This is a genomic window from Streptomyces sp. NPDC090025, assembly GCF_044748125.1.
GTDB lineage: Bacteria > Actinomycetota > Actinomycetes > Streptomycetales > Streptomycetaceae > Streptomyces.
Map to the genome: position 1 here is coordinate 119,659 of NZ_JBIVFL010000009.1, position 23,715 is coordinate 143,373.

28 protein-coding genes, 1 tRNA gene and 2 riboswitches are annotated in these 23,715 nt (G+C 71.5%); of the genes, 19 read left to right on the forward strand and 10 right to left on the reverse strand.

Going from position 1 to position 23,715, the window contains the following annotated elements; translation table 11 throughout:
* The first annotated feature begins 120 nt into the window (after positions 1-120).
* The gene (locus ACIPXM_RS21330) at positions 121-435 is read left to right on the forward strand and encodes a hypothetical protein (protein ID WP_401657605.1); all 315 of its coding nucleotides are present in this window, start codon (positions 121-123) and stop codon (positions 433-435) included.
* 54 nt (positions 436-489) lie between these two features.
* On the opposite strand, the gene ACIPXM_RS21335 is transcribed toward ACIPXM_RS21330, so the two are convergent.
* Positions 490-1,083 carry an isochorismatase family protein gene (locus tag ACIPXM_RS21335; RefSeq protein ID WP_401657607.1) on the reverse strand — a complete coding sequence of 198 codons (594 nt, stop codon included), beginning with the start codon at positions 1,081-1,083 and terminating at the stop codon, positions 490-492.
* A gap of 192 nt (positions 1,084-1,275) precedes the next feature.
* A complete protein-coding gene (locus tag ACIPXM_RS21340; RefSeq protein ID WP_401657609.1) occupies positions 1,276-2,622 on the reverse strand; it encodes a nicotinate phosphoribosyltransferase in 1,347 nt (448 codons plus the stop codon).
* 156 nt (positions 2,623-2,778) lie between these two features.
* On the opposite strand from ACIPXM_RS21340, the gene clpS reads away from it, so the two are divergent.
* From clpS to ACIPXM_RS21390, 10 genes are all read left to right on the forward strand, one after another.
* The gene (clpS, locus tag ACIPXM_RS21345) at positions 2,779-3,093 is read left to right on the forward strand and encodes an ATP-dependent Clp protease adapter ClpS (RefSeq protein WP_401657611.1); all 315 of its coding nucleotides are present in this window, start codon (positions 2,779-2,781) and stop codon (positions 3,091-3,093) included.
* Positions 3,093-3,677: a DUF2017 domain-containing protein gene (locus tag ACIPXM_RS21350; protein ID WP_401657613.1), complete on the forward strand. Its 585-nt coding sequence runs from the start codon at positions 3,093-3,095 to the stop codon at positions 3,675-3,677. Before clpS ends, ACIPXM_RS21350 begins: the two co-directional genes overlap by 1 nt.
* A gap of 315 nt (positions 3,678-3,992) precedes the next feature.
* Positions 3,993-5,429, forward strand: coding sequence for an amino acid permease (locus ACIPXM_RS21355; protein ID WP_401657615.1), 1,437 nt, complete (start codon positions 3,993-3,995; stop codon positions 5,427-5,429).
* A gap of 76 nt (positions 5,430-5,505) precedes the next feature.
* Positions 5,506-5,931, forward strand: a complete 426-nt coding sequence (locus ACIPXM_RS21360; protein ID WP_401657617.1) for a Mov34/MPN/PAD-1 family protein — start codon at positions 5,506-5,508, stop codon at positions 5,929-5,931.
* A 60-nt stretch (positions 5,932-5,991) separates the two neighbouring features.
* Positions 5,992-6,065, forward strand: a riboswitch (cobalamin riboswitch).
* Between the two features lie 64 nt (positions 6,066-6,129).
* Positions 6,130-7,140, forward strand: a complete 1,011-nt coding sequence (locus ACIPXM_RS21365) for an ABC transporter substrate-binding protein (RefSeq protein ID WP_401657619.1) — start codon at positions 6,130-6,132, stop codon at positions 7,138-7,140.
* Positions 7,137-8,153, forward strand: a complete 1,017-nt coding sequence (locus ACIPXM_RS21370; RefSeq protein WP_401657621.1) for a FecCD family ABC transporter permease — start codon at positions 7,137-7,139, stop codon at positions 8,151-8,153. The genes ACIPXM_RS21365 and ACIPXM_RS21370 overlap by 4 nt, the downstream gene beginning before the upstream one ends.
* Positions 8,150-8,935 carry an ABC transporter ATP-binding protein gene (locus ACIPXM_RS21375; RefSeq protein ID WP_401657623.1) on the forward strand — a complete coding sequence of 262 codons (786 nt, stop codon included), beginning with the start codon at positions 8,150-8,152 and terminating at the stop codon, positions 8,933-8,935. Before ACIPXM_RS21370 ends, ACIPXM_RS21375 begins: the two co-directional genes overlap by 4 nt.
* Positions 8,936-8,979: 44 nt before the next feature.
* Complete coding sequence (locus ACIPXM_RS21380) at positions 8,980-9,096, forward strand: putative leader peptide (RefSeq protein WP_401657625.1); 117 nt, start codon at positions 8,980-8,982, stop codon at positions 9,094-9,096.
* Positions 9,097-9,308: 212 nt separating this feature from the next.
* Positions 9,309-9,587: a MoaD/ThiS family protein gene (locus ACIPXM_RS21385; RefSeq protein ID WP_401657627.1), complete on the forward strand. Its 279-nt coding sequence runs from the start codon at positions 9,309-9,311 to the stop codon at positions 9,585-9,587.
* A 5-nt stretch (positions 9,588-9,592) separates the two neighbouring features.
* Positions 9,593-10,543, forward strand: coding sequence for a PLP-dependent cysteine synthase family protein (locus ACIPXM_RS21390; protein ID WP_401657629.1), 951 nt, complete (start codon positions 9,593-9,595; stop codon positions 10,541-10,543).
* A 40-nt stretch (positions 10,544-10,583) separates the two neighbouring features.
* Here the strand turns inward: ACIPXM_RS21390 and ACIPXM_RS21395 are convergent, their stop codons facing one another.
* Positions 10,584-11,111 carry a type II toxin-antitoxin system PemK/MazF family toxin gene (locus tag ACIPXM_RS21395; RefSeq protein WP_401657631.1) on the reverse strand — a complete coding sequence of 176 codons (528 nt, stop codon included), beginning with the start codon at positions 11,109-11,111 and terminating at the stop codon, positions 10,584-10,586.
* Positions 11,112-11,313: 202 nt separating this feature from the next.
* On the opposite strand from ACIPXM_RS21395, the gene ACIPXM_RS21400 reads away from it, so the two are divergent.
* On the forward strand, positions 11,314-12,066 hold the full coding sequence (locus ACIPXM_RS21400) for an MBL fold metallo-hydrolase (RefSeq protein WP_401657633.1): 753 nt from the start codon (positions 11,314-11,316) through the stop codon (positions 12,064-12,066).
* A 97-nt stretch (positions 12,067-12,163) separates the two neighbouring features.
* Here the strand turns inward: ACIPXM_RS21400 and ACIPXM_RS21405 are convergent, their stop codons facing one another.
* Positions 12,164-13,429: a PTS transporter subunit EIIC gene (locus ACIPXM_RS21405; RefSeq protein WP_401657635.1), complete on the reverse strand. Its 1,266-nt coding sequence runs from the start codon at positions 13,427-13,429 to the stop codon at positions 12,164-12,166.
* Between the two features lie 357 nt (positions 13,430-13,786).
* Positions 13,787-15,097 carry a PTS transporter subunit EIIC gene (locus ACIPXM_RS21410; protein WP_401657637.1) on the reverse strand — a complete coding sequence of 437 codons (1,311 nt, stop codon included), beginning with the start codon at positions 15,095-15,097 and terminating at the stop codon, positions 13,787-13,789.
* Between the two features lie 281 nt (positions 15,098-15,378).
* On the opposite strand from ACIPXM_RS21410, the gene ACIPXM_RS21415 reads away from it, so the two are divergent.
* The 4 genes from ACIPXM_RS21415 to rdgB all read left to right on the forward strand — a co-directional run bounded on the left by ACIPXM_RS21415 (position 15,379) and on the right by rdgB (position 17,643).
* Positions 15,379-15,612 (forward strand): glucose PTS transporter subunit EIIB, encoded by a 234-nt coding sequence (locus ACIPXM_RS21415; RefSeq protein ID WP_030497534.1) that lies wholly within the window; start codon positions 15,379-15,381, stop codon positions 15,610-15,612.
* A 109-nt stretch (positions 15,613-15,721) separates the two neighbouring features.
* Positions 15,722-16,453, forward strand: a complete 732-nt coding sequence (gene rph, locus ACIPXM_RS21420) for a ribonuclease PH (protein ID WP_401657639.1) — start codon at positions 15,722-15,724, stop codon at positions 16,451-16,453.
* 152 nt (positions 16,454-16,605) lie between these two features.
* On the forward strand, positions 16,606-16,992 hold the full coding sequence (locus ACIPXM_RS21425; protein ID WP_401657944.1) for a hypothetical protein: 387 nt from the start codon (positions 16,606-16,608) through the stop codon (positions 16,990-16,992).
* 48 nt (positions 16,993-17,040) lie between these two features.
* On the forward strand, positions 17,041-17,643 hold the full coding sequence (rdgB, locus tag ACIPXM_RS21430; RefSeq protein ID WP_401657641.1) for an RdgB/HAM1 family non-canonical purine NTP pyrophosphatase: 603 nt from the start codon (positions 17,041-17,043) through the stop codon (positions 17,641-17,643).
* A 130-nt stretch (positions 17,644-17,773) separates the two neighbouring features.
* On the opposite strand, the gene ACIPXM_RS21435 is transcribed toward rdgB, so the two are convergent.
* The 4 genes from ACIPXM_RS21435 to bcp all read right to left on the reverse strand — a co-directional run bounded on the left by ACIPXM_RS21435 (position 17,774) and on the right by bcp (position 19,849).
* Positions 17,774-17,848 (reverse strand) — tRNA-Leu (locus ACIPXM_RS21435).
* A gap of 12 nt (positions 17,849-17,860) precedes the next feature.
* Entirely contained in the window at positions 17,861-18,523 is a 663-nt protein-coding gene (locus tag ACIPXM_RS21440) for an HNH endonuclease signature motif containing protein (protein ID WP_401657643.1), read from the reverse strand.
* Positions 18,520-19,224: an HNH endonuclease signature motif containing protein gene (locus ACIPXM_RS21445; RefSeq protein ID WP_401657645.1), complete on the reverse strand. Its 705-nt coding sequence runs from the start codon at positions 19,222-19,224 to the stop codon at positions 18,520-18,522. Before ACIPXM_RS21445 ends, ACIPXM_RS21440 begins: the two co-directional genes overlap by 4 nt.
* A gap of 151 nt (positions 19,225-19,375) precedes the next feature.
* Positions 19,376-19,849, reverse strand: coding sequence for a thioredoxin-dependent thiol peroxidase (gene bcp / locus ACIPXM_RS21450; protein WP_401657647.1), 474 nt, complete (start codon positions 19,847-19,849; stop codon positions 19,376-19,378).
* Positions 19,850-19,986: 137 nt separating this feature from the next.
* Between bcp and ACIPXM_RS21455 the strand changes: the two genes are divergently transcribed.
* From ACIPXM_RS21455 to ACIPXM_RS21465, 3 genes are all read left to right on the forward strand, one after another.
* Positions 19,987-20,310: a DUF3618 domain-containing protein gene (locus tag ACIPXM_RS21455; RefSeq protein WP_401657649.1), complete on the forward strand. Its 324-nt coding sequence runs from the start codon at positions 19,987-19,989 to the stop codon at positions 20,308-20,310.
* 67 nt (positions 20,311-20,377) lie between these two features.
* Positions 20,378-20,716 carry a GroES family chaperonin gene (locus ACIPXM_RS21460; RefSeq protein ID WP_401657651.1) on the forward strand — a complete coding sequence of 113 codons (339 nt, stop codon included), beginning with the start codon at positions 20,378-20,380 and terminating at the stop codon, positions 20,714-20,716.
* A gap of 73 nt (positions 20,717-20,789) precedes the next feature.
* A riboswitch (guanidine-III (ykkC-III) riboswitch) is annotated at positions 20,790-20,849 on the forward strand.
* A 31-nt stretch (positions 20,850-20,880) separates the two neighbouring features.
* Positions 20,881-21,201: a DMT family transporter gene (locus ACIPXM_RS21465; RefSeq protein WP_401657653.1), complete on the forward strand. Its 321-nt coding sequence runs from the start codon at positions 20,881-20,883 to the stop codon at positions 21,199-21,201.
* Here ACIPXM_RS21465 and ACIPXM_RS21470 read toward each other — a convergent pair.
* On the reverse strand, positions 21,179-23,608 hold the full coding sequence (locus ACIPXM_RS21470; protein ID WP_401657655.1) for a transglycosylase domain-containing protein: 2,430 nt from the start codon (positions 23,606-23,608) through the stop codon (positions 21,179-21,181). The two genes, ACIPXM_RS21465 and ACIPXM_RS21470, sit on opposite strands and share 23 nt — an antisense overlap.
* Positions 23,609-23,715: the final 107 nt, after the last annotated feature.

The following is a 23,715-nucleotide window of genomic DNA, read 5'->3' on the forward strand; positions in this document are numbered from 1 at the left end:
AGGTCAAACCATGATCGGCCGTCGCCCCCTAGCGGGCGGCGGCCGATCGTGTTTAGGTGCGTCTTACGGCCTCGGTCGTCCGACCTTATTGACAGTCGATCCACGGGGGAGTGGTTCCGCATGCCCAACGGAGGGTTCTGCAGATTGCCGGGAGGCAGCGTCGTCGTGGCCATCGGACTGCCGAGTCCGGCCGGAGACGGCGCCACCGTCCGCTTCCTCGTGCACGCCGCCAACCGTGCCCGCGCCCTGACCAGGCTGCGGAACCTCGGACTGCGGGCGGTCTATCTGCGCGGCAACACCGAGCCGCCCACCCCGGACGAGATCACCGCCGTCCTGCACCACCCGGACGGCATGCTGTGGCGCGGCACGGCCGCCCAGGAGCTCTGGCACCCGATACGTTCGCTGCCGAAGGCCCCCGTGGCCCCCGCCGCGTAACCGCGCGGGCCGGGCCACCGCCCTCGGCAGCGGAGGAAACCGCCGGTCGGCGCCCTACGAGGCGACGACAGGCCGCCCCGTCAGGGTCACGCCCGCCGCGCTCAGCTCGTCCAGCGCCCGCTCGGTGGTCTCCCGCGCCACCCCGGCCGTCAGATCGAGCAGCACCCGCACCCGGAAACCCTCGCGGGCCGCGTCGAGCGCGGTCGCCCGCACACAGTGGTCGGTCGCGATGCCGACCACGTCGACCTCGCCGACCTTCCGGGCGCGCAGCCAGTCGGCGAGCGTGCTGCCGTTCTCGTCGTGCCCCTCGAACCCGCTGTACGCGGCCTCGTACGCGCCCTTGTCGAAGACCGCGTCGACCGCGCCGCTGGCGACGGCCGGGGCGAAGTTCGGGTGGAAGCCGACGCCCTCGGTACCGGCCACGCAGTGCCGGGGCCAGGACGTGACGTAGTCGGGGTGCTCCGAGAAGTGATCGCCCGGATCGACATGGTGGTCACGGGTGGCCACCACGTGCTGGTAGGCGCCGCCGCCCGCCGCCCCGACCAGTTCGGTCACGGCGGCGGCGACATCGGCACCCCCCGCCACGGCGAGGCTGCCGCCCTCGCAGAAGTCGTTCTGAACGTCCACGACGATCAATGCGCGGTGCATGGCGGGTGTCCTTGCCGAGAGCGGGCGGGGGGTCGGGGTCGAGCCTTTCGAGCCTTCCGGGCGAGCCTAGAGACTTCCCCCGCCCAGCGGGAGGGGGCGCTCGAAGGCTCGCCGCTGCTCCGTACTACTCCGTCACACGTATGTCAGGTGCGCCCGGCTCACCGGCGCGCCCGCCCGGGTGCTCACCCGGGCTCACACGTACTCGGTCGGCAGCACCGGCTCGCCGCGCGAGAGCTGCACGGCGGACATCGGCAGCGCCGCGCGGGCCGCGGTGTGCCGGGCCCGGGCGGCGGCCAGCGGCTCACGGCCCACCACGTCGCCGCCCTTCACCAGCTCGACCAGGAGCTGCCGGTCGACCAGCTCCGGCGGCACCGGACCGGTGCCGATCACCTCGGCCTCGGCGACCCCGGCGGCGTCCGTCCGGCGGGCCGCCCACTTGCGGCCGCCGACCGACACCTTGCCGCCCGCCGACTTCTTCGCGACCGGCGTCAGCGGGGCCTCCGGATCGGCCGACGAGGCCCGGGCGACCAGCTTGTAGACCATCGAGCAGGTCGGGTGGCCGCTGCCGGTGACGAGCTGGGTGCCCACCCCGTACGCGTCGACCGGCGCCGCCGCCAGCGAGGCGATGGCGTACTCGTCGAGGTCAGAGGTGACCACGATCTTGGTCTCGGTGGCGCCGAGCTCGTCCAGCTGCGCCCGCACCCGGTGCGCCACCAGGAGCAGGTCGCCGGAGTCGATCCGGACCGCGCCGAGCTCCGGGCCCGCCACCTCGACGGCGGTACGGACGGCCTCGGCGACGTCGTAGGTGTCGACGAGCAGGGTGGTGCCCCGGCCGAGCGAGTCGACCTGCGCGGTGAAGGCGTCCCGCTCGGTGTCGTGCAGCAGGGTGAAGGCGTGCGCGGAGGTGCCGACGGTCGGGATGTCGTAGCGGAACCCGGCCGCCAGGTCGGAGGTGGAGTCGAAGCCGCCCACGTAGGCGGCCCTGGCCGAGGCGACGGCGGCCAGCTCGTGGGTGCGCCGGGCGCCCATCTCGATCAGCCGTCGGCCGCCCGCGGCGGCCGACATCCGGGAGGCGGCGGCGGCGATCGCCGAGTCGTGGTTGAGGATCGACAGGATGACGGTCTCCAGGAGCACGCACTCGGCGAAGGAGCCCTCGACCCGCAGCAGCGGCGAGCCGGGGAAGTACACCTCGCCCTCGGGGTAGCCCCAGATGTCGCCGGAGAAGCGGAAGCCGGCGAGCCGGTCGAGGGTCGGCTCGTCGACGATGCCGCGCTCGCGCAGGAAGCCGATCACCTCCGGGTCGAAACGGAAGTTCTCCACGGCGTCCAGGACCCGGCCGGTGCCCGCGACGACGCCGTAGCGCCGCCCCTCGGGCAGCCGGCGGGTGAAGACCTCGAAGACGGACCTGCGGTCCGCCGTCCCGGCCCGGAGGGCCGCCCGCAGCATGGTCAGCTCGTACTGGTCGGTGAAGAGCGCCGTCGACGGGACGCCGACGCGCCGCCCGCCACCGCTCTCGTGCCCAAGGTCCGCAGCGTTCATAACCGGGATGCTAGCGCACTATTCGTCAATCTGACGAATAGGGGCTCGGGGGCGGGCCGACCAAGGGGTCGGCCGCGGGGTCGGCCGCGGGGTCGGGGCCGACGGCGGGACCGGCGCGCGGACCCGTTTGTGCGACCGGGGCCCCGGGGTGGCAGCATGGGACAAGTGAGTGTTGCGCCTATCGAGATCGAGCGGACCGAGTCGGCCGAGGAGGTCTCCGCCGTCGTCGAACCGGACGTGCCCTGGGTGACCCTGGTGCACAACGACCCGGTCAACCTGATGAGCTATGTCTCCTACGTCTTCCAGGCGTACTTCGGCTACTCCAAGGACAAGGCGCACAAGCTCATGCTCGACGTGCACCACAAGGGCCGCGCGGTCGTCTCCAGTGGCACCCGCGAGGAGATGGAACGCGACGTGCAGGCCATGCACGGCTACGGCCTGTGGGCCACGCTCACCCAGGACCGCGGCTGATGGCGGGCCGCTTCGAGACCCTGCCCGACGGCGGCGCCGCCGTCGCGCTCGACGAGGTCGAGATCTCCATCCTGCGCTCGCTCGCCGTCCAGCTGATGGAGCTGATCGGCCCCGGCGACGAGCCGGCCGAGGACGCCGACCCGCTCGCCGCGCTGTTCGCCGAGGGCCCGAGCGAACCGCCCGCCGACCCGGCGCTGCACCGGCTGTTCCCCGACGCGTACGCGGACGACACCGACGAACTGCGCCAGGCCACCGCCGAGTTCCGCCGCTTCACCGAGAACGACCTGCGGACCCGCAAGCGCGACGACGCCCACGCCATGGTGCGCAGCCTCGACCTGGCCGCCGGGGACACGGCGGGCGAGGGCGGCGGCATCCTCAAGCTGAGCCCGGACGAGTCCCGGGCCTGGCTCGGCGCGCTCAACGACCTCCGGCTGACCATCGGCACCCGCCTGGAGGTCACCGACGACGAGGAGAGCGAGCAGCTGTACCGGCTGCCGGACGACGACGAGCGCAAGCCGATGGTGATGGCGTACCTCTGGCTCGGCACGCTCCAGGAGTCGCTCGTCGAGACGCTGATGCCGTAGTCGGCACGGTGTTCGCTCAGCGGACGCTCAAATCCGGATAACGAATACGTTATCCAAGTGACCCCCTTGCCCTCTTGGGTCCGATTTGCCCTGCCCTTTTGGTGACCCGGGTCACATGCATCGCGGTCGATCACCGTGAACCGCGTGATAAATCTTCACGACCACCCGGGGACGCCACCCCTGTTCCCGGGGGCGCTTGGACCGGCTGACCGCCGGTGGCACTCCATTCCACATCCGGGGGGATCAGGACCTGGTCCGCTGCACCGAAGGCCCGAGGGGCCGTGCGCGGATCAGCATGGAGAAAGGCGCACCACCATGACCTCAGTGCAGGTCGACCAGCAGCACGACGGCAATGAGGCCGGGGACACCACGTCGGGCGAGGGCTACCACCGGGCACTCGGCGCACGCCAGATCCAGATGATCGCGATCGGCGGCGCCATCGGCACCGGCCTGTTCCTGGGCGCGGGCAAGGGCATCTCGATCGCGGGACCCAGCCTGATCCTCGCGTACGCGGCCGCGGGCCTCGTCATCTTCTTCATCATGCGGGCGCTCGGCGAGCTCCTCATGTACCGCCCGGTGTCGGGCTCCTTCTCGGAGTACGCCCGGGAGTTCATCGGCCCCTTCGCGGGCTTCGTCACCGGCTGGACCTACTGGCTGTTCTGGGTCGTCACCGGCATCACCGAAGTCACCGCCGCCGCCACCTACATGACGTACTGGTGGGACATCCCGCAGTGGCTGTCCGCGCTCGTCTTCACCGTCATCCTGTACGGCGCCAACCTGATCTCCGTGAAGCTCTTCGGTGAGCTGGAGTTCTGGTTCTCCATGGTCAAGGTCACCGCGATCGTCGGCATGATCCTGATCTGCGCCGGCATCCTGACCCTGGGCTTCTCCGACGCGGGCGACACCGCCTCGGTCACCCACCTGTGGGACCAGGGCGGCTTCTTCGCCGGCAAGGACGGCATCTTCTCCACCCTGATGACCCTCCAGATGGTCATGTTCGCGTTCCTCGCCGTCGAGCTCGTCGGCGTCACCGCGGGCGAGTCCAAGGACCCGAAGACCGTCCTGCCGAAGGCCATCAACACCGTGCCGTGGCGCATCGCCGTCTTCTACGTCGGCGCGCTGATCATGATCCTGTCGGTCGTGCCGTGGACCGAGTTCAAGCCGGGCGTCTCCCCGTTCGTCGCCGCCTTCGAGAAGATGGGCCTCGGCGTCGGCGCCGCGATCGTCAACTTCGTCGTGCTGACCGCCGCGCTCTCCTCCTGCAACTCCGGCATGTACTCCACCGGCCGGATGCTGCGCGACCTCGCGCTCAACGGGCAGGGCCCGAAGGCCTTCACCCGGCTGACGAAGTCCGGCACCCCGCTGGTCGGCACCACCGTCTCCGCCGCGCTGATGATGGTCGGCGTCTGGATCAACTACCAGTGGCCCGGCGAGGCGTTCAACTACGTCGTCTCCTTCGCCACCATCTCCGGCATGTGGGCCTGGATCGTCATCCTGATCTGCCAGATCCGCTACCGCCTCAAGGCCGACCGGGGCGAGCTGCCGCAGTCCTCGTTCAAGGCGCCCGGCGGCATCTGGCTCAGCGTCTTCTCGCTCGCCTTCATCGCCATGGTGATCGTGACGATGGCGATGGACGCCGACAACCGGGTCGCGCTGTACGGCGCGCCGGTCTGGGGCCTCGTGCTCGCCGTCGCCTACCTGGTGCTCAAGGCCCGCAACCCCGAGGGCAGTGCCTTCGCCAAGCGCTCCTGACCTGCACAATCTCAGCATCCGGGCCGCTTCGTACCATTCCTCGGTACGGAGCGGCCCGGCTGCTTATCCTGTCGGCATGCTGACCATCACCCGAGCCCTGTACGACCAGATCGTGGAACACTCCCGCGCGGACCACCCCGACGAGGCATGCGGCGTGGTCGCGGGACCGGCGGGCAGCGGGCGCCCCGAGCGCTTCGTCCCGATGCTGAACGCGGCGCGCTCGCCCACCTTCTACGAGTTCGACTCCGCCGACCTGCTCAAGCTCTACCGCGACATGGACGACCGCGACGAGGAGCCGGTGATCGTCTACCACTCGCACACCGCGACCGAGGCGTACCCGTCCCGCACGGACATCACCTACGCCAACGAGCCGCACGCGCACTACGTCCTCGTCTCCACCGCCGACACCGACGGCGCCGGACCCTTCCAGTTCCGCTCGTACACGATCGTCGAGGGCGTCGTGACCGAGGAGGAGATCAAGGTCGTCGAGTCCTACGCCTGACCGGGCGAATGCCTGAGCGGGCGAATGAGAGACTGACCGCGACCTACGGGCGGCAGGACCCAGGAAGCCGGTGACGAATCCGGCGCGGTCCCGCCACTGTGACCGCCCCCTTCGGGGGCGCCAGCCAGGAACTGACCTGCCGCCTCTCGCACCACCGACCGGGGACGTGGAAATCCCCGTCAGGAGGCACGTTCCGCCATGTCCCGGCGTCGCCCCGCGCTGCCCGCGCTCGCCCTCATAGCCGCCCTGGCCGCCCCGCTGCTCGCCGCCTGCGGCAGCCCCGCCGCCGACAGCGCCGACAAGCCCGCCGCACCCGCCGCGAAGGCCGCCGGCTTCCCGTACACCGTCGTCAACTGCGGTGTCAGCACCACCTACCAGGCCCCGCCGAAGCGCGCCGTCACCATGAACCAGCACGTCACCGAGGTGATGCTGGCCCTCGGTCTGCAGAAGTCCCTGGTCGGCACCGCCTACCTCGACGACGCCGTGCTCCCCGCCTACAAGAAGGCGTACGACGCCGTCCCGGTGCTCGCCAAGGAGTACCCGTCGAAGGAGGCGCTGCTCGCCGCCGACCCCGACTTCGTGTACGGCGGATACGCCTCCGCCTTCGACGCCAAGACGGGCCGCGGCCGCGACGACCTCAAGGGCTTCGGCATCGACACCCGGCTCAACACCGAGTACTGCCCCACCGGCCGCACCTCCCTCGACGACCTCTACCGCGAGATCGACGAGGTCGGCCGCACCTTCGGCGTCGCCGACCGCGCCCGCGCCTGGACCGCGCAGGCCCGCGCCACCGTCACCGCCACCGAGCAGCGCCTCGGCAAGCGCACCCCGGTGCCCGTCTTCGTCTACGACAGCGGCGACAAGACCGCGTTCACCGCGGGCGGCAAGGGCATCGGCAACGAGATCATCACCCGGGCCGGCGGCCGCAACGTCTTCGCCGACCTCGACAAGACCTTCGGCGACGCGACCTGGGAGCAGGTCGTCGCCCGCAAGCCCGAGGTCATCGTGATCTACGACTACGGCTCCACCACCGTCGAACAGAAGAAGAAGCGGCTCATTGACGACCCGGCGCTGCGCGACGTGCCCGCCGTGAAGAACCGCCGGTTCGCCGTCCTGCCGCTGTCCGACACCGTCCTCGGCGTCCGCGCCCCCGGGGCGATCGCCAAGCTCGCCGACCAGCTGCACCCCGCCGCCCAGCCCGCTTCATGAACCGGCTGCGCTACCCGGCGGTCGTCGCCGGGCTGCTCGCCCTGCTCGCCGTCGCCGTCGTCGCCGCCCTCGCGCTCGGCTCCGTGCGCATCCCGCCCGGCCAGGTGCTCGACGCCCTGACCGGGCGGGCCGAGGCATCCCCGTACCGCACGATCGTGCTCGACGTCCGGCTGCCCCGGGTGCTGCTCGGGATCGTCGTCGGCGCCGGGCTCGCCGTCGTCGGCGCCGTCCTGCAGGCCCTGGTGCGCAACCGGCTCGCCGACCCCTTCCTGCTCGGCATCTCCTCCGGCGCCTCCGCCGGGGCGGTCTTCGTGCTCGTCCTCGGCGTCGCCGGGGGAGTGACCACCACCGTCGCGCTGCCCGCCGGAGCCTTCGCCGGAGCGCTGCTCGCCCTCGTCGTCGTGTACGGGCTCGCCCGCCGCGGCGGCACCATGACCGGGCCCCGGCTCGTCCTCGCCGGGGTCGCCGTCTCCTACATCCTGTCCGCGCTCACCACCCTGCTCCTGGTCGTCGCCGGGCGGCCGGAACAGTTCCAGGAAGCGCTGTTCTGGTCCCTCGGCGGCCTCGGCAGTGCCCGCTGGGACAGCCTCTGGCTGCCCGCCTGCGTCCTCGCCGTCGGCATCGCGCTCCTCATGGCGCTCGCCCGGCCGCTCGACCTGATGCTCGTCGGCGAGGAGGGCGCCACCGTCCTCGGCCTCGACACCGCCCGCTTCCGGGCCGCCGTCTTCGTCCTCGCCTCCCTGGTCACCGCCGTCCTGGTGGCCGCCAGCGGCGCCGTCGGCTTCATCGGCCTGATGGCCCCGCACGCCGCCCGGATGGCGGTCGGCGCCCCGCACCGCCGGATGCTCCCGGTCGCGGCGCTCGGCGGCGCGCTCGCCCTGGTCCTGGCCGACCTCGCCGCCCGTACCGTCGCCGCCCCCCAGGACATCCCGGTCGGCGTCCTCACCGCCCTCATCGGCGGCCCGTTCTTCCTCTGGCTGATGCGCCGCCGCCCCGAAGGAGCCGCGCCGTGACCGAACTCCGCCTGGAATCCCTCGGCTACGAGCAGCGGCTGCGCGCCGCCGACCTGGTCGTCCGCCCCGGCGAGACGGTCGGCGTGGTCGGACCCAACGGCAGCGGCAAGACCACCCTGCTGCGCTGCGTGTACGGCACCCTCGCCCCCAGCAGCGGCCGCGCCCTGCTCGACGGGGCCGACCTGCACACCATGGGACCGAAGGCGCGGGCCCGCCGGGTGGCGACCGTGCCGCAGGAGAGCGCGGGCGAGTTCGACCTCACCGTCCGCGAACTGGTCGCCCTCGGCCGCTCCCCGCACAAACGCTTCTGGGAGGGCGACACCGCCGCCGACCGGGCCGCCGCCGACACCGCGCTCGCCCGGGTCGGCATCGAGGCCCTCGCCGACCGCCCGTACCCCGCCCTCTCCGGCGGCGAACGCCAGCGCGCCCTGGTCGCCCGCGCCCTCGTCCAGGCACCGGACCTGCTCGTCCTCGACGAGCCCACCAACCACCTGGACATCCGCTACCAGCTGGAAATCCTCGGCCTCGTCCGCCACTTGGGCACCAGCAACCTCCTCGCCCTGCACGACCTGACCCTCGCCGGGGCCTACTGCGACCGGCTGTACGTCCTCAAGGCCGGTGAGATCGTCGCCGAGGGCACCCCGGCGAAGGTCCTGAACGCGGAGCTGCTCGCCACCGTCTACGAGGTGGAAGCCGAGGTCATCCCGCATCCGAGGACCGGCACACCGCTCGTCGTCTATCTCTCCGGTCCGCCTGGCGAACGCGATTCGTCCGCCATGTGAGATCACATTCCGAAACCCGGACCGGGAATCGATACGATGACCGCATGGTTTCCCACGACGTGAGCGAAGAGACGCCGGGCACACCCCTGCTCGTGGCGCGGCTGCACGTCGACCTGTGCCGCCTCGCCAGCGCGATGTGTCCGCGCACCGCCGCGCGCTGAGCCGCCCGCCCGGCCCCCAGCGCCCCCGCCCTCAGCCCGTACCCAGACCTCGCACGCGCCCCCCCGCCCGGGGGCGCCCGCCGTGCGCGCCCGGCAGGGCCCACGCCCCGCACACCGGCCCGGCCCGCCCTTCCGGCGTTCCGAGCCTCCCCCGCCCGCAGAGCCTTTCGAGCTTTCCCAGCCTTTCGAGCCTTCCGACAGGAGCCCACGCCATGGCCATCGAGGTCCGCATCCCGACCATCCTCCGCACCTACACCGACGGCGCCAAGGCCGTCGAGGGCAGCGGCGGGACCCTCGCCGAGCTCTTCACCGACCTGGAGACCCGGCACACCGGGATCGAGGCGCGCATCGTCGACGGCGACAAGCTCCGCCGCTTCGTCAACGTCTACCTGAACGACGAGGACGTCCGCTTCCTCGACGGCATCGACACCAAGCTGACCGACGGCGACAACGTCACGATCCTGCCGGCCGTCGCCGGTGGCATGGTCTGATCCACATGCGCTACGACTCCCCGCTGGCGGCGGTCGGCAACACGCCCCTCGTCCGACTGCCGCGGCTCTCCCCCTCGGACGACGTCCGGATCTGGGCCAAGCTGGAGGACCGCAACCCCACCGGCTCGGTCAAGGACCGCCCCGCGCTCCACATGATCGAGCAGGCCGAGAAGGACGGCCGGCTCACCCCCGGCTGCACCATCCTCGAACCCACCAGCGGCAACACCGGCATCTCGCTCGCCATGGCGGCCCGGCTCAAGGGCTACCGCATCGTGTGCGTCATGCCGGAGAACACCAGCGAGGAGCGGCGCCAACTGCTCGCCATGTGGGGCGCCGAGATCATCTCGTCGCCCGCCGCGGGCGGCTCCAACACCGCCGTCCGGGTCGCCAAGGAGCTCTCCGCCGAGCACCCCGACTGGGTGATGCTCTACCAGTACGGCAACCCGGACAACGCGGGCGCCCACTACGCGACCACCGGCCCGGAGATCCTCGCCGACCTGCCGTCCGTCACCCACTTCGTCGCGGGCCTCGGCACCACCGGCACCCTCATGGGCGTCGGCCGCTACCTGCGCGAGCACAAGCCCGACGTCCGGATCGTCGCCGCCGAACCGCGCTACGACGACCTGGTCTACGGCCTGCGCAACCTCGACGAGGGCTTCGTCCCCGAGCTGTACGACGCCTCCGTCCTCACCACCCGCTTCTCCGTCGGCTCCGCCGACGCCGTCACCCGCACCCGCGAGCTGCTCCAGCAGGAAGGCATCTTCGCGGGCGTCTCGACCGGCGCGGCCCTGCACGCGGCCCTCGGCGTCGGCGCGAAGGCGGTCAAGGCGGGCGAGAGCGCCGACATCGTCTTCGTCGTCGCCGACGGCGGCTGGAAGTACCTCTCCACCGGCGTCTACACCGCCGCCACCACCGAAGAGGCCATCGCCGCGGTGCACGACCAGCTCTGGGCGTGACGCCACCCCGGGACTTCGGAGCGATCCGGGGCGCTGGAAGCTAACGCGCGAGATGGCGGACCTGGTCCCACACGACCGGGTCCGCCGTCCCCACCCGGCGCCGGAACTGCCACACCGGCACCTCGCGCAGCTCGTCCGTCTCCAGGAAGCTCGGCCGCCCCTGCGCGTCGCCCACCGAACCCGGCGGCAGCGCGATCACCCCGGGCCGCTCGTCGTGGTACTTGCTGGTGATCTTGACGACCAGCACGTCGTCCCCGCGCAGCGCGAGCACCAGACAGGGCCGGTCCTTCGACCCGGGCCCGTCCTCGAAGGGCACGTCCGCCCACCAGATCTCGCCCGCCCGCGGCAGCCGCGCGGGCCTGGCCCCCGGCCGCGCCGGACCACCCGGCGGGCGGGTCCTGGTCTCGGGCCGCCGTCCCGGCCGCCGGTCTCCGCGCCCCGGTCGCCGGCCGCCCCGCCCCGGCCCACGGCCCGAACGGCGCCAGCCGTCGGCGAGCGCCACGACCAGGGCCAGCACCACCACCGCGACGAGCGCGGGCCACCACGAGGCGTCCGACGACGTGTCCATACCTCAAGACGGTACCGCCGCGCCCGCGACGGCGCCGTCACGCCCCGCCATCCATCCGAACCGGTGACAGAGCCCGTGAGTTCGCCCACAACGGGCCGCCACCGAGGAGCGACGGACGGCCACGCGCCGTACGCTCGACTGACCGCACGACCTCCCCATCTCCGCTGCGCTTTCCGCACTTGTCCACGGAGGTTCACGCTCCATGAAGCTCACCGTCGTCGGCTGCTCCGGGTCGTTCCCGTCCGCGGAATCGGCCTGCTCGAGCTACCTCGTCGAGGCCGACGGCTTCCGGCTGCTCCTCGACATGGGCAACGGCGCCCTGGGCGAGCTGCAGCGCCACATCGGTCTGTACGACCTGGACGCGATCTTCCTCAGTCATCTGCACGCCGACCACTGCATCGACATGTGCGGCTATTTCGTCGCCCGCTACTACCGGCACGAGGGCGGCCGCTGCGCCGCCATCCCGGTGTACGCGCCGGAGGGCGCCGAGCAGCGGCTGACCACGGCGTACGCGGACACCCCGTCGCCCGGCGCGATGGCCGAGGTCTTCGACTTCCACGACCTGAAGTCCGGCGCGTTCGAGATCGGCCCGTTCCGGATCCGTACCGAGAAGGTCTGCCACCCGGTCGAGGCGTACGGCATCCGGGTCGAGCACGGCGGGCGCTCGCTCGCCTATTCCGGTGACACCGGGGTGTGCGAGGCCCTGGAGGAGCTGGCCGACGGCGTCGACCTCTTCCTCTGCGAGGCGTCCTTCACGTACGGCAAGGAGGACATCCCGGCCCTCCACCTCAACGGCCGCGAGGCCGGTGCCCATGCCGCCCGCGCCGGTGCGGGCCGCCTGGTGCTCACCCACATCCCGCCGTGGACGGACGGCGAGCGGAACCTGGCGGACGCGCGCGAGGTGTTCACCGGGCCCGCGGAGCTGGCCCGGGCGGGCGCGGTCTACGAGGTCTGATCCCGTACATCTCCCTGCGCACACGGGGAAGGCCCCGGAACCATGAGGTTCCGGGGCCTTCCGTCGCACCGGGGAGTGCGGGGGACTGCGGTGAGGCTCACGCCTTGGTGAGGTCCTCGATCTCCTCCTCGGGCTCGCGGCCCGGGGTGGTGAGGTTGAACTTGGTGATCGCGAAGCGGAAGACCACGTAGTAGATGGCCGCGAAGACGAGGCCGATCGGGATGATCATCCAGGGCTTGGTCGCGAGGTTCCAGTTCAGCAGGTAGTCGATCGCGCCTGCCGAGAAGGTGAAGCCCGCGTGGACACCGAGGGCCCAGGTGACGGCCATGGAGATGGCGGTCAGGACCGCGTGGATCACGTAGAGGACCGGCGCGATGAACATGAAGGTGAACTCGATCGGCTCGGTGATACCGGTGACGAAGGAGGTCAGGGCCAGCGAGAGCATCATGCCGAGGACGGCCTTGCGGCGCTCGGGGCGAGCGGCGTGGGCGATGGCCAGGGCGGCGGCCGGGAGGCCGAACATCATGATCGGGAAGAAGCCGGACATGAACTGACCGGCGGTCGGGTCACCGGCGAAGAAGCGGCCGATGTCACCGTGGACGACCTTGCCGGCCGCGTCGGTGAAGTCACCGATCTGGAACCAGGAGACGGTGTTCACGAACTGGTGCATGCCGACGGGCAGCAGCGCGCGGTTGATCAGGCCGAAGAGGCCGGCGCCACCGGCGCCGAGGCCGGTCATCCACTCACCGAAGCTGGAGATGCCGTTGCCGATGGGCTCCCAGACCAGGCCGAAGAAGACACCGATCGCGGTGCCGACGAAGGCCATGATGATCGGGACCAGACGGCGGCCGTTGAAGAAGCCGAGCCAGTCGACGAGCTTGGTGCGGTGGTACTTCTGCCACAGGACCGCGGAGATCAGACCCATCAGGATGCCGCCGAGGACACCCGGGTTGTTGTAGGTCGCGGCGACGTCGACACCGTCGTTGGCGGTGGTGTTGACCACGGCCTCGGTGATCGGGAAGGCCTTCAGCACGTTGCTGTAGACCAGGAAGCCGACGAGGGCGGCGAGGGCGGTGGAGCCGTCGGCCTTCTTGGCGAAACCGATCGCGACACCGATGCAGAACAGCAGGGGCAGGTTGTCGAAGACAGCGCCACCCGCGGTGGCGAAGACCGACGCGACCTTGTCCCAGCCGAGACCGTCCTTGCCGAAGACGTCCGGCTGGCCGAGACGGAGCAGAATACCCGCGGCCGGCAGTACGGCGATCGGCAGCTGCAGGCTGCGACCGACCTTCTGCAGGCCCTGGAACAGGCCGGATCCGCGCTTCTTCGCGGGAGCGGCGGCCTGGGCGGTGGCCGTACTCATCAACTTCCTCCAGTAGGCAAGGCGCCGCCAGAGGACAGTGAAAGGGGGGACGGCGACGTCTCGTGGAACGCGGTGGTCTGGACCGCGTGGTCTACACCAATGAGTGGTGTAGACCAGTTGTAGCACGTGAGAGATAGATAAGGAACCTGCGAATTCTGTGCGCTGAGCCATAGCCGGACAGGCGACGACAAAAGGCCCCCGGACCGTGAGGTCCGAGGGCCTTCCGAGGGTCGCGGGGACGGGCCGAAAGCCCTCCGGAGAGCTCCGGGCGGGGTTTGGGCGCGGGCTCCGGGCGGGCGCTCCGGGAGGGCTCCGGTTGGATCCGGGATGGATCCGGGAGGGATCCCGGGCGGGCGGCTACGCCTTGGTGTTGTCCCGCTCGATCTCCGCCTCCAGCTCCTCCGGTTCGCGGCCGGGGGTGGGGAGGTTGAACTTGGTGATCGCGAACCGGAAGATCACGTAATAGACGACCGCGAAGCACAGTCCGATCGGAATGATCATCCATGGCTTGGTCGCCAGGTTCCAGTTGATCACGTAGTCGATCAGACCGGCCGAGAAGCTGAAGCCGTCCTTCACGCCGAGCGCCCAGCTCACGCCCATCGACACACCCGTGAGCACCGCGTGGATCGCGTACAGGAGCGGCGCGATGAAGAGGAACGAGTACTCCAGCGGCTCGGTGATGCCGGTGACGAACGAGGTCAGCGCCACCGACAGCATCAGGCCGCCGACCTCCTTGCGCCGGTGCGGCTTGGCGGTGTGGGTGATCGCGAGGGCCGCGGCCGGGAGCGCGAACATCATGATCGGGAAGAAGCCGGTGGTGAACTGACCGGCGTTCGGGTCGCCCGCCAGGAACATGCTGATGTCACCGTGCACCGTGGTGCCGTCCGGCTTGGTGTACGTGCCGAACTGGAACCAGATGGGCACGTTCAGGAACTGGTGCAGGCCGATCACGAGCAGCGCGCGGTTCGCGACACCGAAGATGCCCGAGCCCCAGGCGCCGAGCCCGACGAGCCAGTCGCTGAAGCTCTCCAGGGCGTCACCGATCGGCGGCCAGATCCACAGGCAGAGCGCGGCGAAGACGATGCCGACGAAGGCCATGATGATCGGGACGAGCCGGCGGCCGTTGAAGAAGCCGAGCCAGTCGACCAGCTTGGTGCGGTGGAACCGCTGCCAGAGGTAGGCCGCCAGCAGACCCATGATGATGCCGCCGAAGACACCCGGGTTCTGGTACGTGTACCCCGCGAAGGCGTCGTCCGTGCCCAGGCAGCCGCCGCCGATGTCCTTCGTGCCGGTCGGGCAGTCCTTCGGGAACTGCCGCAGCACCGTGTAGTAGACGAGGAAGCCGACGACCGCGGCGAGCGCCGTCGAGCCGTCCGACTTCTTCGCCATGCCGATCGCGACACCGATGCAGAACAGCAGCGGGAGGCCGAGGCTGCCGTCGAGCAGCGCGCCGCCCGCGCCCGACATGACCTTGGCGACGTTGTCCCAGCCGAGGCCGTCGGCGCCGAAGACGTCCGGTTGGCCGAGCCGGTTGATGATGCCGGCCGCGGGCAGTACGGCGATGGGCAGCTGCAGGCTGCGGCCCATCTTCTGCAGCCCCTGGAAGAAGCCGCCCCACATCGATTTCTTCTTCGGTGTGGCGGCGGCGCTGGCGCTGGCGCTACTCATCCGACGTCCTCCCTGGTTCCCGGACCCGGTGATCCCCGGACCCGGCGCGACCCGGAACAAACCGGGACCGGCTGTCGTTGCACACTGGTGTAGACCACTTGCGATAGGCTCCCGGGGGCTCTCGCGGGCAGGCCGCCGGTGATCGTCATCATTCGGCAGAACGGCGGCATTCGCTCGCGAGGTTGGGCCAACCGTGGGTTACCGTGACAAAGCGGACCATCGGTACGCCGAGACTCACGTTCTTCACGCGTCTTCGGACGGCAACGGACAGGGAGAAACACATGGCCAGCAAGGCTGAGAAGATCGTCGCCGGGCTCGGCGGAATCGACAACATCGAAGAGGTCGAAGGCTGCATCACGCGCCTGCGCACCGAGGTCGCCGACGCCGCCCTCGTCGACGAGGCCGCCCTCAAGGCCGCCGGCGCCCACGGCGTCGTGAAGATGGGCACCGCGATCCAGGTCGTCATCGGCACCGACGCCGACCCGATCGCCGCCGAGATCGAAGACATGATGTGAGTCGCTGACGCGACCGCCCGGGGCCGACCGCCCCAGGGCACCCGAAAGGGCCCGTCCCCACGGTTCACACCGGGGAACGGGCCCTTTCCCGTACGGCTACGCTCGACCCATGTCTCGTATCGACGGCCGTACCCCCGAACAGCTCCGCCCCGTCACCATCGAACGCGGATGGAGCAAGCACGCCGAAGGATCCGTCCTCATCTCCTTCGGCGACACCAAGGTCTTCTGCACCGCCTCCGTCACCGAAGGCGTGCCGCGCTGGCGCAAGGGCAGCGGCGAAGGCTGGGTCACCGGCGAGTACTCCATGCTGCCCCGCGCCACCAACACCCGCGGCGACCGCGAGTCCGTCCGCGGCAAGATCGGCGGCCGCACCCACGAGATCTCCCGCCTCATCGGCCGCTCGCTGCGCGCCGTCATCGACTACAAGGCGCTCGGCGAGAACACCATCGTCCTCGACTGCGACGTCCTGCAGGCCGACGGCGGCACCCGCACCGCCGCCATCACCGGCGCGTACGTCGCCCTCGCCGACGCCGTCGCCTGGGCCCAGGGCAAGAAGCTCGTCAAGGCCGGCCGCAAGCCGCTCACCGGCACCGTCGCCGCCGTCTCCGTCGGCATCGTCGACGGCGTCCCGCTGCTCGACCTCTGCTACGAGGAGGACGTCCGCGCCGACACCGACATGAACGTCGTCTGCACCGGCGACGGCCGCTTCGTCGAGGTCCAGGGCACCGCCGAGGCCGAGCCCTTCGACCGCAAGGAGCTCAACGCGCTGCTCGACCTCGCCTCCGGCGGCTGCGCCGAACTCGCCGAGATCCAGCGGAAGGCCCTCGACGGCACCCTCTGAGACCGGTCCGACGAGGCCGGTCCCGGCGGTCGCGGAACTGTTCGGCGACTTTGCGCGTCTTTTACGGTACGGGCGCACGGGTCAAACCGTGCGCCCCGTCCATACGCAGAAGCAGACGCAGAAGCAGACGCCACCACCCTCGGGGGGACCCCATCTTGAAGCGCCGCCGCTCCATCGCCCTCGCCGCCGCAGGCGCGGCCGCACTCACCGCACTCGTCGGCTGCGGCGCGATCGACAAGGCGGCGGACTGCATCAAGACCGCCGACGCGATCGCCACCTCCGTGGACAAGCTCAGCCAGGCGGTGAGCAGCGCCTCCAACGACCCGACGCAGATCGAGGAAGCGCTCAACAGCATCGACACCGAGCTGGGCAACCTCAAGAAGTCCACGGGCAACGGCGACCTGTCCAAGGCGGTCGACGACCTGACGAAGGGCGTCGACTCCGTCCGTACCGCCGTCAAGAACGGCGACACCACCCCGGACATCAAGCCGATCACGGACGCGGCGACCGAGGTCGGCAAGGTCTGCACCCCCGGCTAGGGGGTGTCCGGCGGATCAGGGTCGGACGGGTCCCGGGATAATCCATCCATGACCCGTCTGATCCTCGCCACCCGCAACGCGGGCAAGATCACCGAACTCCACGCGATCCTCGCCGACGCGGGCCTCGCCCTCGAACTCGTCGGCGCGGACGCGTACCCCGAGATCCCCGACGTCAAGGAAACCGGCGTCACCTTCGCGGAGAACGCCCTCCTCAAGGCCCACGCCCTCGCCCGCGCCACCGGCCTCCCGGCCGTCGCCGACGACTCGGGCCTCTGCGTCGACGTCCTCGGCGGCGCCCCCGGCATCTTCTCCGCCCGCTGGTCCGGCACCCACGGCGACGACAAGGCCAACCTGGACCTCCTCCTGGCCCAGCTCGGCGACATCTCCGCCCCCCACCGCGCGGCCCACTTCGCCTGCGCCGCCGCCCTCGCCCTCCCCGACGGCACGGAACGCGTCGTCGAGGGCCGCCTCCGGGGCACCCTCCGCCCCACCCCCACCGGCACCAACGGCTTCGGCTACGACCCGATCCTCCAGCCGGACGGCCTCGACGTGACCTGCGCGGAACTGAGCCCGGCGGAGAAGAACGCGATCAGCCACCGGGGGAAGGCGTTCAGGGCGCTGGTGCCGGTGGTGCGGGAGCTGTTGGGCTGACGGCGGGCACGGCCCGGAGTCCGGCTCGGCCCGGAGCAACGGCCGAGGACCGAGGGCCGGGGAACGCGTGAGGGCGCGGCACTCGTGAGCGGCATTCCTGATCCGCCGCGTCCGTGCCGCGCCCTGAGCGTGGGCCCGGTGGGACTCGAACCCACGACACACCGGACCTAAACCGGCGCCCTCTGGCCAGCTGGGGTACGGGCCCAACGCCCACACCCTACCGGCCGTCCGGACGGCTGCTTCCGCCTCCCCGGCACCAGGTGGCCGTGGCCGCATGGCAGTTCGGGCACAGCAGCCGCAGGTTCTCGCGGCGGTCGTCCCGCCAGTCCCCGTTGATGTGGTCGACCTCCAGCGTCAGCGGCAGTCCGCGCCACACCGGACCGGTGCCGCACCGCGCGCACACCTCGGGGACCCCGACGGCGCCGAGCGCGCGGCGCAGCCGCTCGGTGGCCGTCCGGGTACGCCGGTCGTGCCGGACCAGCACCTCGTCGGGGCGTTTGGCGTTCGGGCTCGGTCTGCCCCGCTGGTGCGACTGACCCAGGAAGTGCGCGGTCGACAGGCCGTCATCGACGAGCCAGCGCCGCAGGTTCGCACGCTGCGCCCCGTTGTCCGCCCGGCCGAGACGGTGCAGGACCTCCCGGAGGGAGCGCGCGGCGAGGACCGCTTCGCGCAGCTCGTCACCGCTCGGCCGGGGCCGTCTGCCGGTGGCCGGGAAATGTGAGACGTCGATGCCGAAGTCGGCGAACCGCCGCAGGAGATAGCGGGGGAGGGCGGCATACCGATCGGTGCCGAGGTACGTGATGACCTCGTCGATGTCGGCGCATCGCGCCGCGGCTGCCGCGAGCCGCTCGCGGGTGTGGCGGAGCCCGTTCGCCGTCATCGGTCTCCCCCTGCCCCGGAGCGGGACCGCCCCTTCCCGCGGCCGCGGTAGGTGTCGGTCGTCGAGTGGCAGTTGGGGCAGAGGAGTCTCAGATTCTCGGCCCGGTTGTCGCGCCAGTCGCCGTCGATGTGGTCGACCTCCAGCGGCAGCGGATCGCCGAGCCATACGGCCCCGCACCCGCACATCGCGCACCGCTCCTCGACACCGAGCTCCATCAGCGCCCTCTTCAGCCGCCGGCCCGGGACCCGGCGCGCGTCCGGGGACCGATCCGCCACGAGCACGTCCGCGGCCACCCTGCGCCGGGTGCCCGGGCCGCCGCGCCCGTCGGGCCCGGTGCGGGGCGCCGAGGTGAAGTGCGAGGTGTCGATGCCGTACGCCTTGATCCGGCGGCCGATGTGGGCCTGGTGGCCTCCCACGACGTCCAGACCGAGCCGGTGCACCACCTCGCTCACGCTGCCGGACACGGCCACCGCGGCCACCAGCACGTCCCTGGTCCAGCGCACCCCCTCCCGCTCGAAGTGCGACACGTCCACCCCCAGCCCGCGCAACCGGTCCCGCACATATCGCCGTGTCCCGCTCCGCGGGTCCACGCCCAGGCGCTCCAGAGCCTCCGACAGCGTCCGCGCTCCCCGTACCGCCGCCTCCAGCTGCTCCCGGGTGAACGCCCCCGTACCCGATCCCGGCCCCATCTCCGTACCCATCGATCGAGCCCCCTTTCCCCACTCGCACGGATCAACGAACCGCACCCCGGGCCGTCACGGCCTTTCCCGCACAGGAACGGGACGGGAAACGGAACGGCCCGCACCGCTCCCTCCAGGGGAGCCGTGCGGGCCGGGCCGGGTCGGGCAGGGGTCAGGACTCGATCTTCAGGTCCTTGATGATCTTGGCGACGTGGCCGGTGGCCTTCACGTTGTAGAGGGCGCGCTCGACCTTGCCCTCCTCGTCCACGATCACCGTCGACCGGATCACACCCGTCACCGTCTTGCCGTACAGCTTCTTCTCGCCGAACGCGCCGTACGCCTCGAGGACCTTCTTCTCCGGGTCGCCCACCAGCGTCACCTTCAGGTGCTCCTGCTCGCGGAACTTCGCCAGCTTCTCCGGCTTGTCCGGGGACACGCCGATGACGTCGTAGCCCGCGCCCGCCAGGAGCTCCAGGTTGTCGGTGAAGTCGCACGCCTGCTTCGTGCAGCCGGGCGTCAGCGCGGCCGGGTAGAAGTAGACGATGACCTTGCGGCCCTTGTGGTCCGCGAGGGAGACCTCGGTGCCGTCCGCGTCGGGGAGGGTGAAGGCGGGGGCGGTGTCGCCGGGCTGCAGTCGCTCGCTCATGGCTGGCTCTCCTCGGGAAATCTCGCTTACGCGATCAGAGCCTAATGGGGGTCGGGGACAACCCGGCGGGAGGGAAGCTGACAGACTGTCCGTCTACGACCGGAACACGCCGGGAAGACGACTACGGAGGCAGCGCGGTGTCGGACGCCAGGACCCCTGCGCAGATCGAGGCGGACATCGTCCGCCGGCGCGAGCAGCTCGCCGTCACGCTCGACGAGATCGGCATTCGGATGCACCCGAAGACGATCATCGGGGACGCCAAGGCGAAGGTCGCCGCCCAGGTCGACCACACCGCGGGCCGTGCCTTCGTGAGCGTCAACCGGGTCGTCTCGGACGTGAAGGCCCGCTTCACCCACGAGGACGGCGCGCCGCGCCTGGAGCGCGTGGTCCCGGTGGCCCTGGTCGCCGTCGCGCTGGTCGGGCTGCTCGCCGCGTCCTCGCGCCGGAACAGCAAGGGATGACGAAGGACGGCCGGGGGATGACCCGTCCGGCGTACGGGCGACACGCCCGGGCAGGTAGGTTCGGACCGTGAGCGAGAACACGCACGACAAACTGCCCATCCGGATGCTCCACGACCGGGTGCTGGTCCGGACCGACTCTCCCGAGGGGGAACGGCGTTCGGGCGGCGGCATCCTCATCCCGGCGACCGCGGCCGTCGGCCGCCGGCTCTCCTGGGCCGAGGTCGTCGCGGTCGGCCAGAACGTGCGGACCGTCGAGACCGGTGACCGCGTCCTGTACGACCCCGAGGACCGCGCCGAGGTCGAGGTGCGGGGCGTGGCGTACGTGCTGATGCGCGAGCGCGATCTGCACGCGGTGGCCGCCGACCGCTTCCAGGGCACGACCGATTCGACCGGCCTCTACCTGTAGCCCCAGCGGGGGCGAGAGCCGCGCGAAGGGCCTGGTGACCACCGTCACCAGGCCCTTCGCGCGTTCTTTGCTAGGCTGGTGTGACACCCCGACGAGACGCGCCGTACCGGGTTCGAGGACAAGACGACGCACCCGTTGTTCCCGTCTCTCGGAGGTTCGTCGTCATGGCCTGGGTCCTTCTCGTCATCGCCGGTCTGCTCGAGGTCGGCTGGTCGATCGGCATGAAGTACACCGACGGTTTCACCCGCCTCTGGCCCAGTCTCTTCACCGGCGCCGGGATCGTCGCCTCGATGCTGCTGCTCTCGCAGGCCGCCAAGACCCTTCCCATCGGTACCGCCTACGGCGTCTGGGTCGGCATCGGCGCGGCCGGTGCGGCGGTGCTCGGCATGGTGGTGCTCGGTGAGCCGGTGACCGCCGCCCGGATCTTCTTCGTCTCGCTGCTGCTCGTGGCCGTGGTGGGCCTCAAGGCGACCTCGGGCCATTAGGCCCACTAGGCCCACTAGGCCAGGCCGGCTGCGGAAGCACGGCGTCCGGTACGGGGGCGACGGGCGCGGGCACCGGCACGGACCCGGGGTCGGGGAAGCCCTCCGGCCCCGCCCCGGCCCCGGGACCCGGCGCCCCTTCCCGTACGCCCGCCCCTTCCCGTACCACCGGCACGGGTACGGGTACGGGCGCGGCCGTCTGCCGCTTGGGCCGGTGGGGCTTGCGGGCGCCGCCCGGCGCGCCCGGGCCTTCGTATCCCTCGACCGTCCCGTCCGGGTAGTCCGGCAGCGGCGGTTCGAACGGGTCCTCCTCGGCGCCCGGCATCAGACGCAGGTCGAAGTCCTTCGGCGCGGTCCCGGCGAGCGCGTCGCGGGTGAACTGGCTCCAGATCTCGGCGGGCGCGCCGCCCCCGTTGATCCGGGGCAGGCCGAGCGCCCCGTACAGCGGGAGCTGGCGGCCGGTGTCGGGGTCCTGGCCCATCATGGCGACGACGGTGGCGAGTTCGGGGGTGTAGCCCGCGAACCAGGCCGCCTTGTCATCCTCGGCGGTGCCGGTCTTGCCCGCGGCGGGGCGGCCGGCGGCGAGGGCGGCGGTGCCGGTGCCGTCGTGGACGACGGCGCGGAGCACGGCGGTGGTGGTGTCGGCGGCCTCGCGGGTGAGGGCCTGGCGGCCGTCGGCGGGTCCGGCCGGGAGGGCGAGTTCCTCGCCGTCCCGGGTGATCTTCTCGACGAGGGTGTACGGGCCGTGCCGGCCGTGGTCGGCGAGCGTGGCGTACGCCTGGGCGAGGTCGAGGACGCTGGCGGTGGCCGGGCCGAGGGCGATCGACGGGGACGGGGTGAGGTCGGGGGTACGGGCCGGGAGGCCGAGCGCGACGGCGGTGTCGCGGACCCGGCCGGGCCCGACGTCGACGGCCATCTGGGCGTAGACGGCGTTGACGGAGGAGCCGGTGGCGGTGCGGACGGTGATGTCGCCGTAGTCGGTGTCGTCCTCGTTGGCGGGGTCGTACGGGGGGCCGTTCCAGCCCTGCACCGGGCGGCGGTTGTCGCCGTCGTAGCGGGTGTTGGGGGTGATCTTCTCGCCGGTCTGGGTGCGGGCGCCGTGCTGGAGGGCGGCGGCGAGCACGAAGGGCTTGAAGGTGGAGCCGACCTGGTAGTCGCGGCGGGTGGCGTTGTTGACGTACTGGCGGGTGTAGTCGATGCCGCCGTAGAGGGCGAGGACCTTGCCGCTGCCGGGTTCGACGGCGGCGCCACCGACGCGTACGTACCGGTCGGTGGGGTTGCGCTCGGGGTCGAGCCGGGCGACGACGTTGTCCTCGACGGCCTTGACCAGGGCGTCCTGTTTGGCGGGGTCGAGGGTGGTGGTGATCCGCAGGCCGCCGGCGGCGAGGGTGCGGTCGTCGACGACGCCGTGCTCGACGAGGTACTGCTCGACGGCCTGGACGAGGTAGCCGCGCTGGCCGGAGAGGCCGCCGGCGGCGTGCGCGGGCCGGGGCGCGGGGAAGACGGCGGCGGCGCGGGCGGCGCGGGACAGCCAGCCCTCGGTGACCATGCCGTCCAGGACGTAGCCCCAGCGGGCGAGGGCGCGGTCGCGGTTCTCGGGGTGGGTGGCGATGTCGTAGGCGTTGGGGGAGTTGAGGAGGGCGGCGAGGTACGCGCCTTCGGCGGTGTCGAGGTCCTTGGCGTCCTTGCCGTAGTAGGCGCGGGCGGCGGCCTGGACGCCGTAGGCGTTGCGGCCGAAGTAGCTGGTGTTGAGGTAGCCCTCCAGGATCTCGTCCTTGGTCTTCTCGCGTTCGAGCTTGAGCGCGATGAAGAACTCCTTGGCCTTGCGGGTGAGGGTCTGTTCCTGGCCGAGGTAGTAGTTCTTGACGTACTGCTGGGTGATGGTGGAGCCGGACTGGCGGCCCTTGCCCCGGAGGGTGTTCCAGGTGGCGCGGACCATGGCGCGCGGGTCGACGGCGGGCGAGGTGTGGAAGTCGCGGTCCTCGGCGGCGAGGACGGCGTGCCGGACGCCGAGGGGGACGCGGGAGAGTCCGACGTTCTCGCGGTCGACCTCGCCGTCGCGGGCGAGCTGGCTGCCGTCGCGGTAGAGCAGCAGGTTGGACTGGGCGACGGCGGTGGCGTTGGCGGCGGGGATGCCGACGAGGAGGTAGCCGGCGGCGAAGGCGGCGAGCAGGAGCAGGGTGCCGAGGACGGCGACGGCGACGAGGTGGCGCAGGGCGCGGTGGAGGCGGCCGCGGGGTGGCCGTGGCGGGGCGCCGGTGCCATTGCCGGTGCGGGCGTTGGCGCCGGTGGGGGTGGTGGGGACGCTGGGGTCCCGGGGTTCCCAGGCGGGCGGGTCGTCCGGGCCGCCGGGGCCGTCCGGGGCGCGACCCTCGTTCGTCTCCGAGAACATTCCGGAAGAAGGGGACATAGCACTACATCCTGCATGGCGAGTGGGCCGACTCGTCCGTACGACTCGTTACGGGGTTTGTCGCAGGGTTTGCCACGGGTGCGGGAACTCGGGGTGCGGCCGGGGAG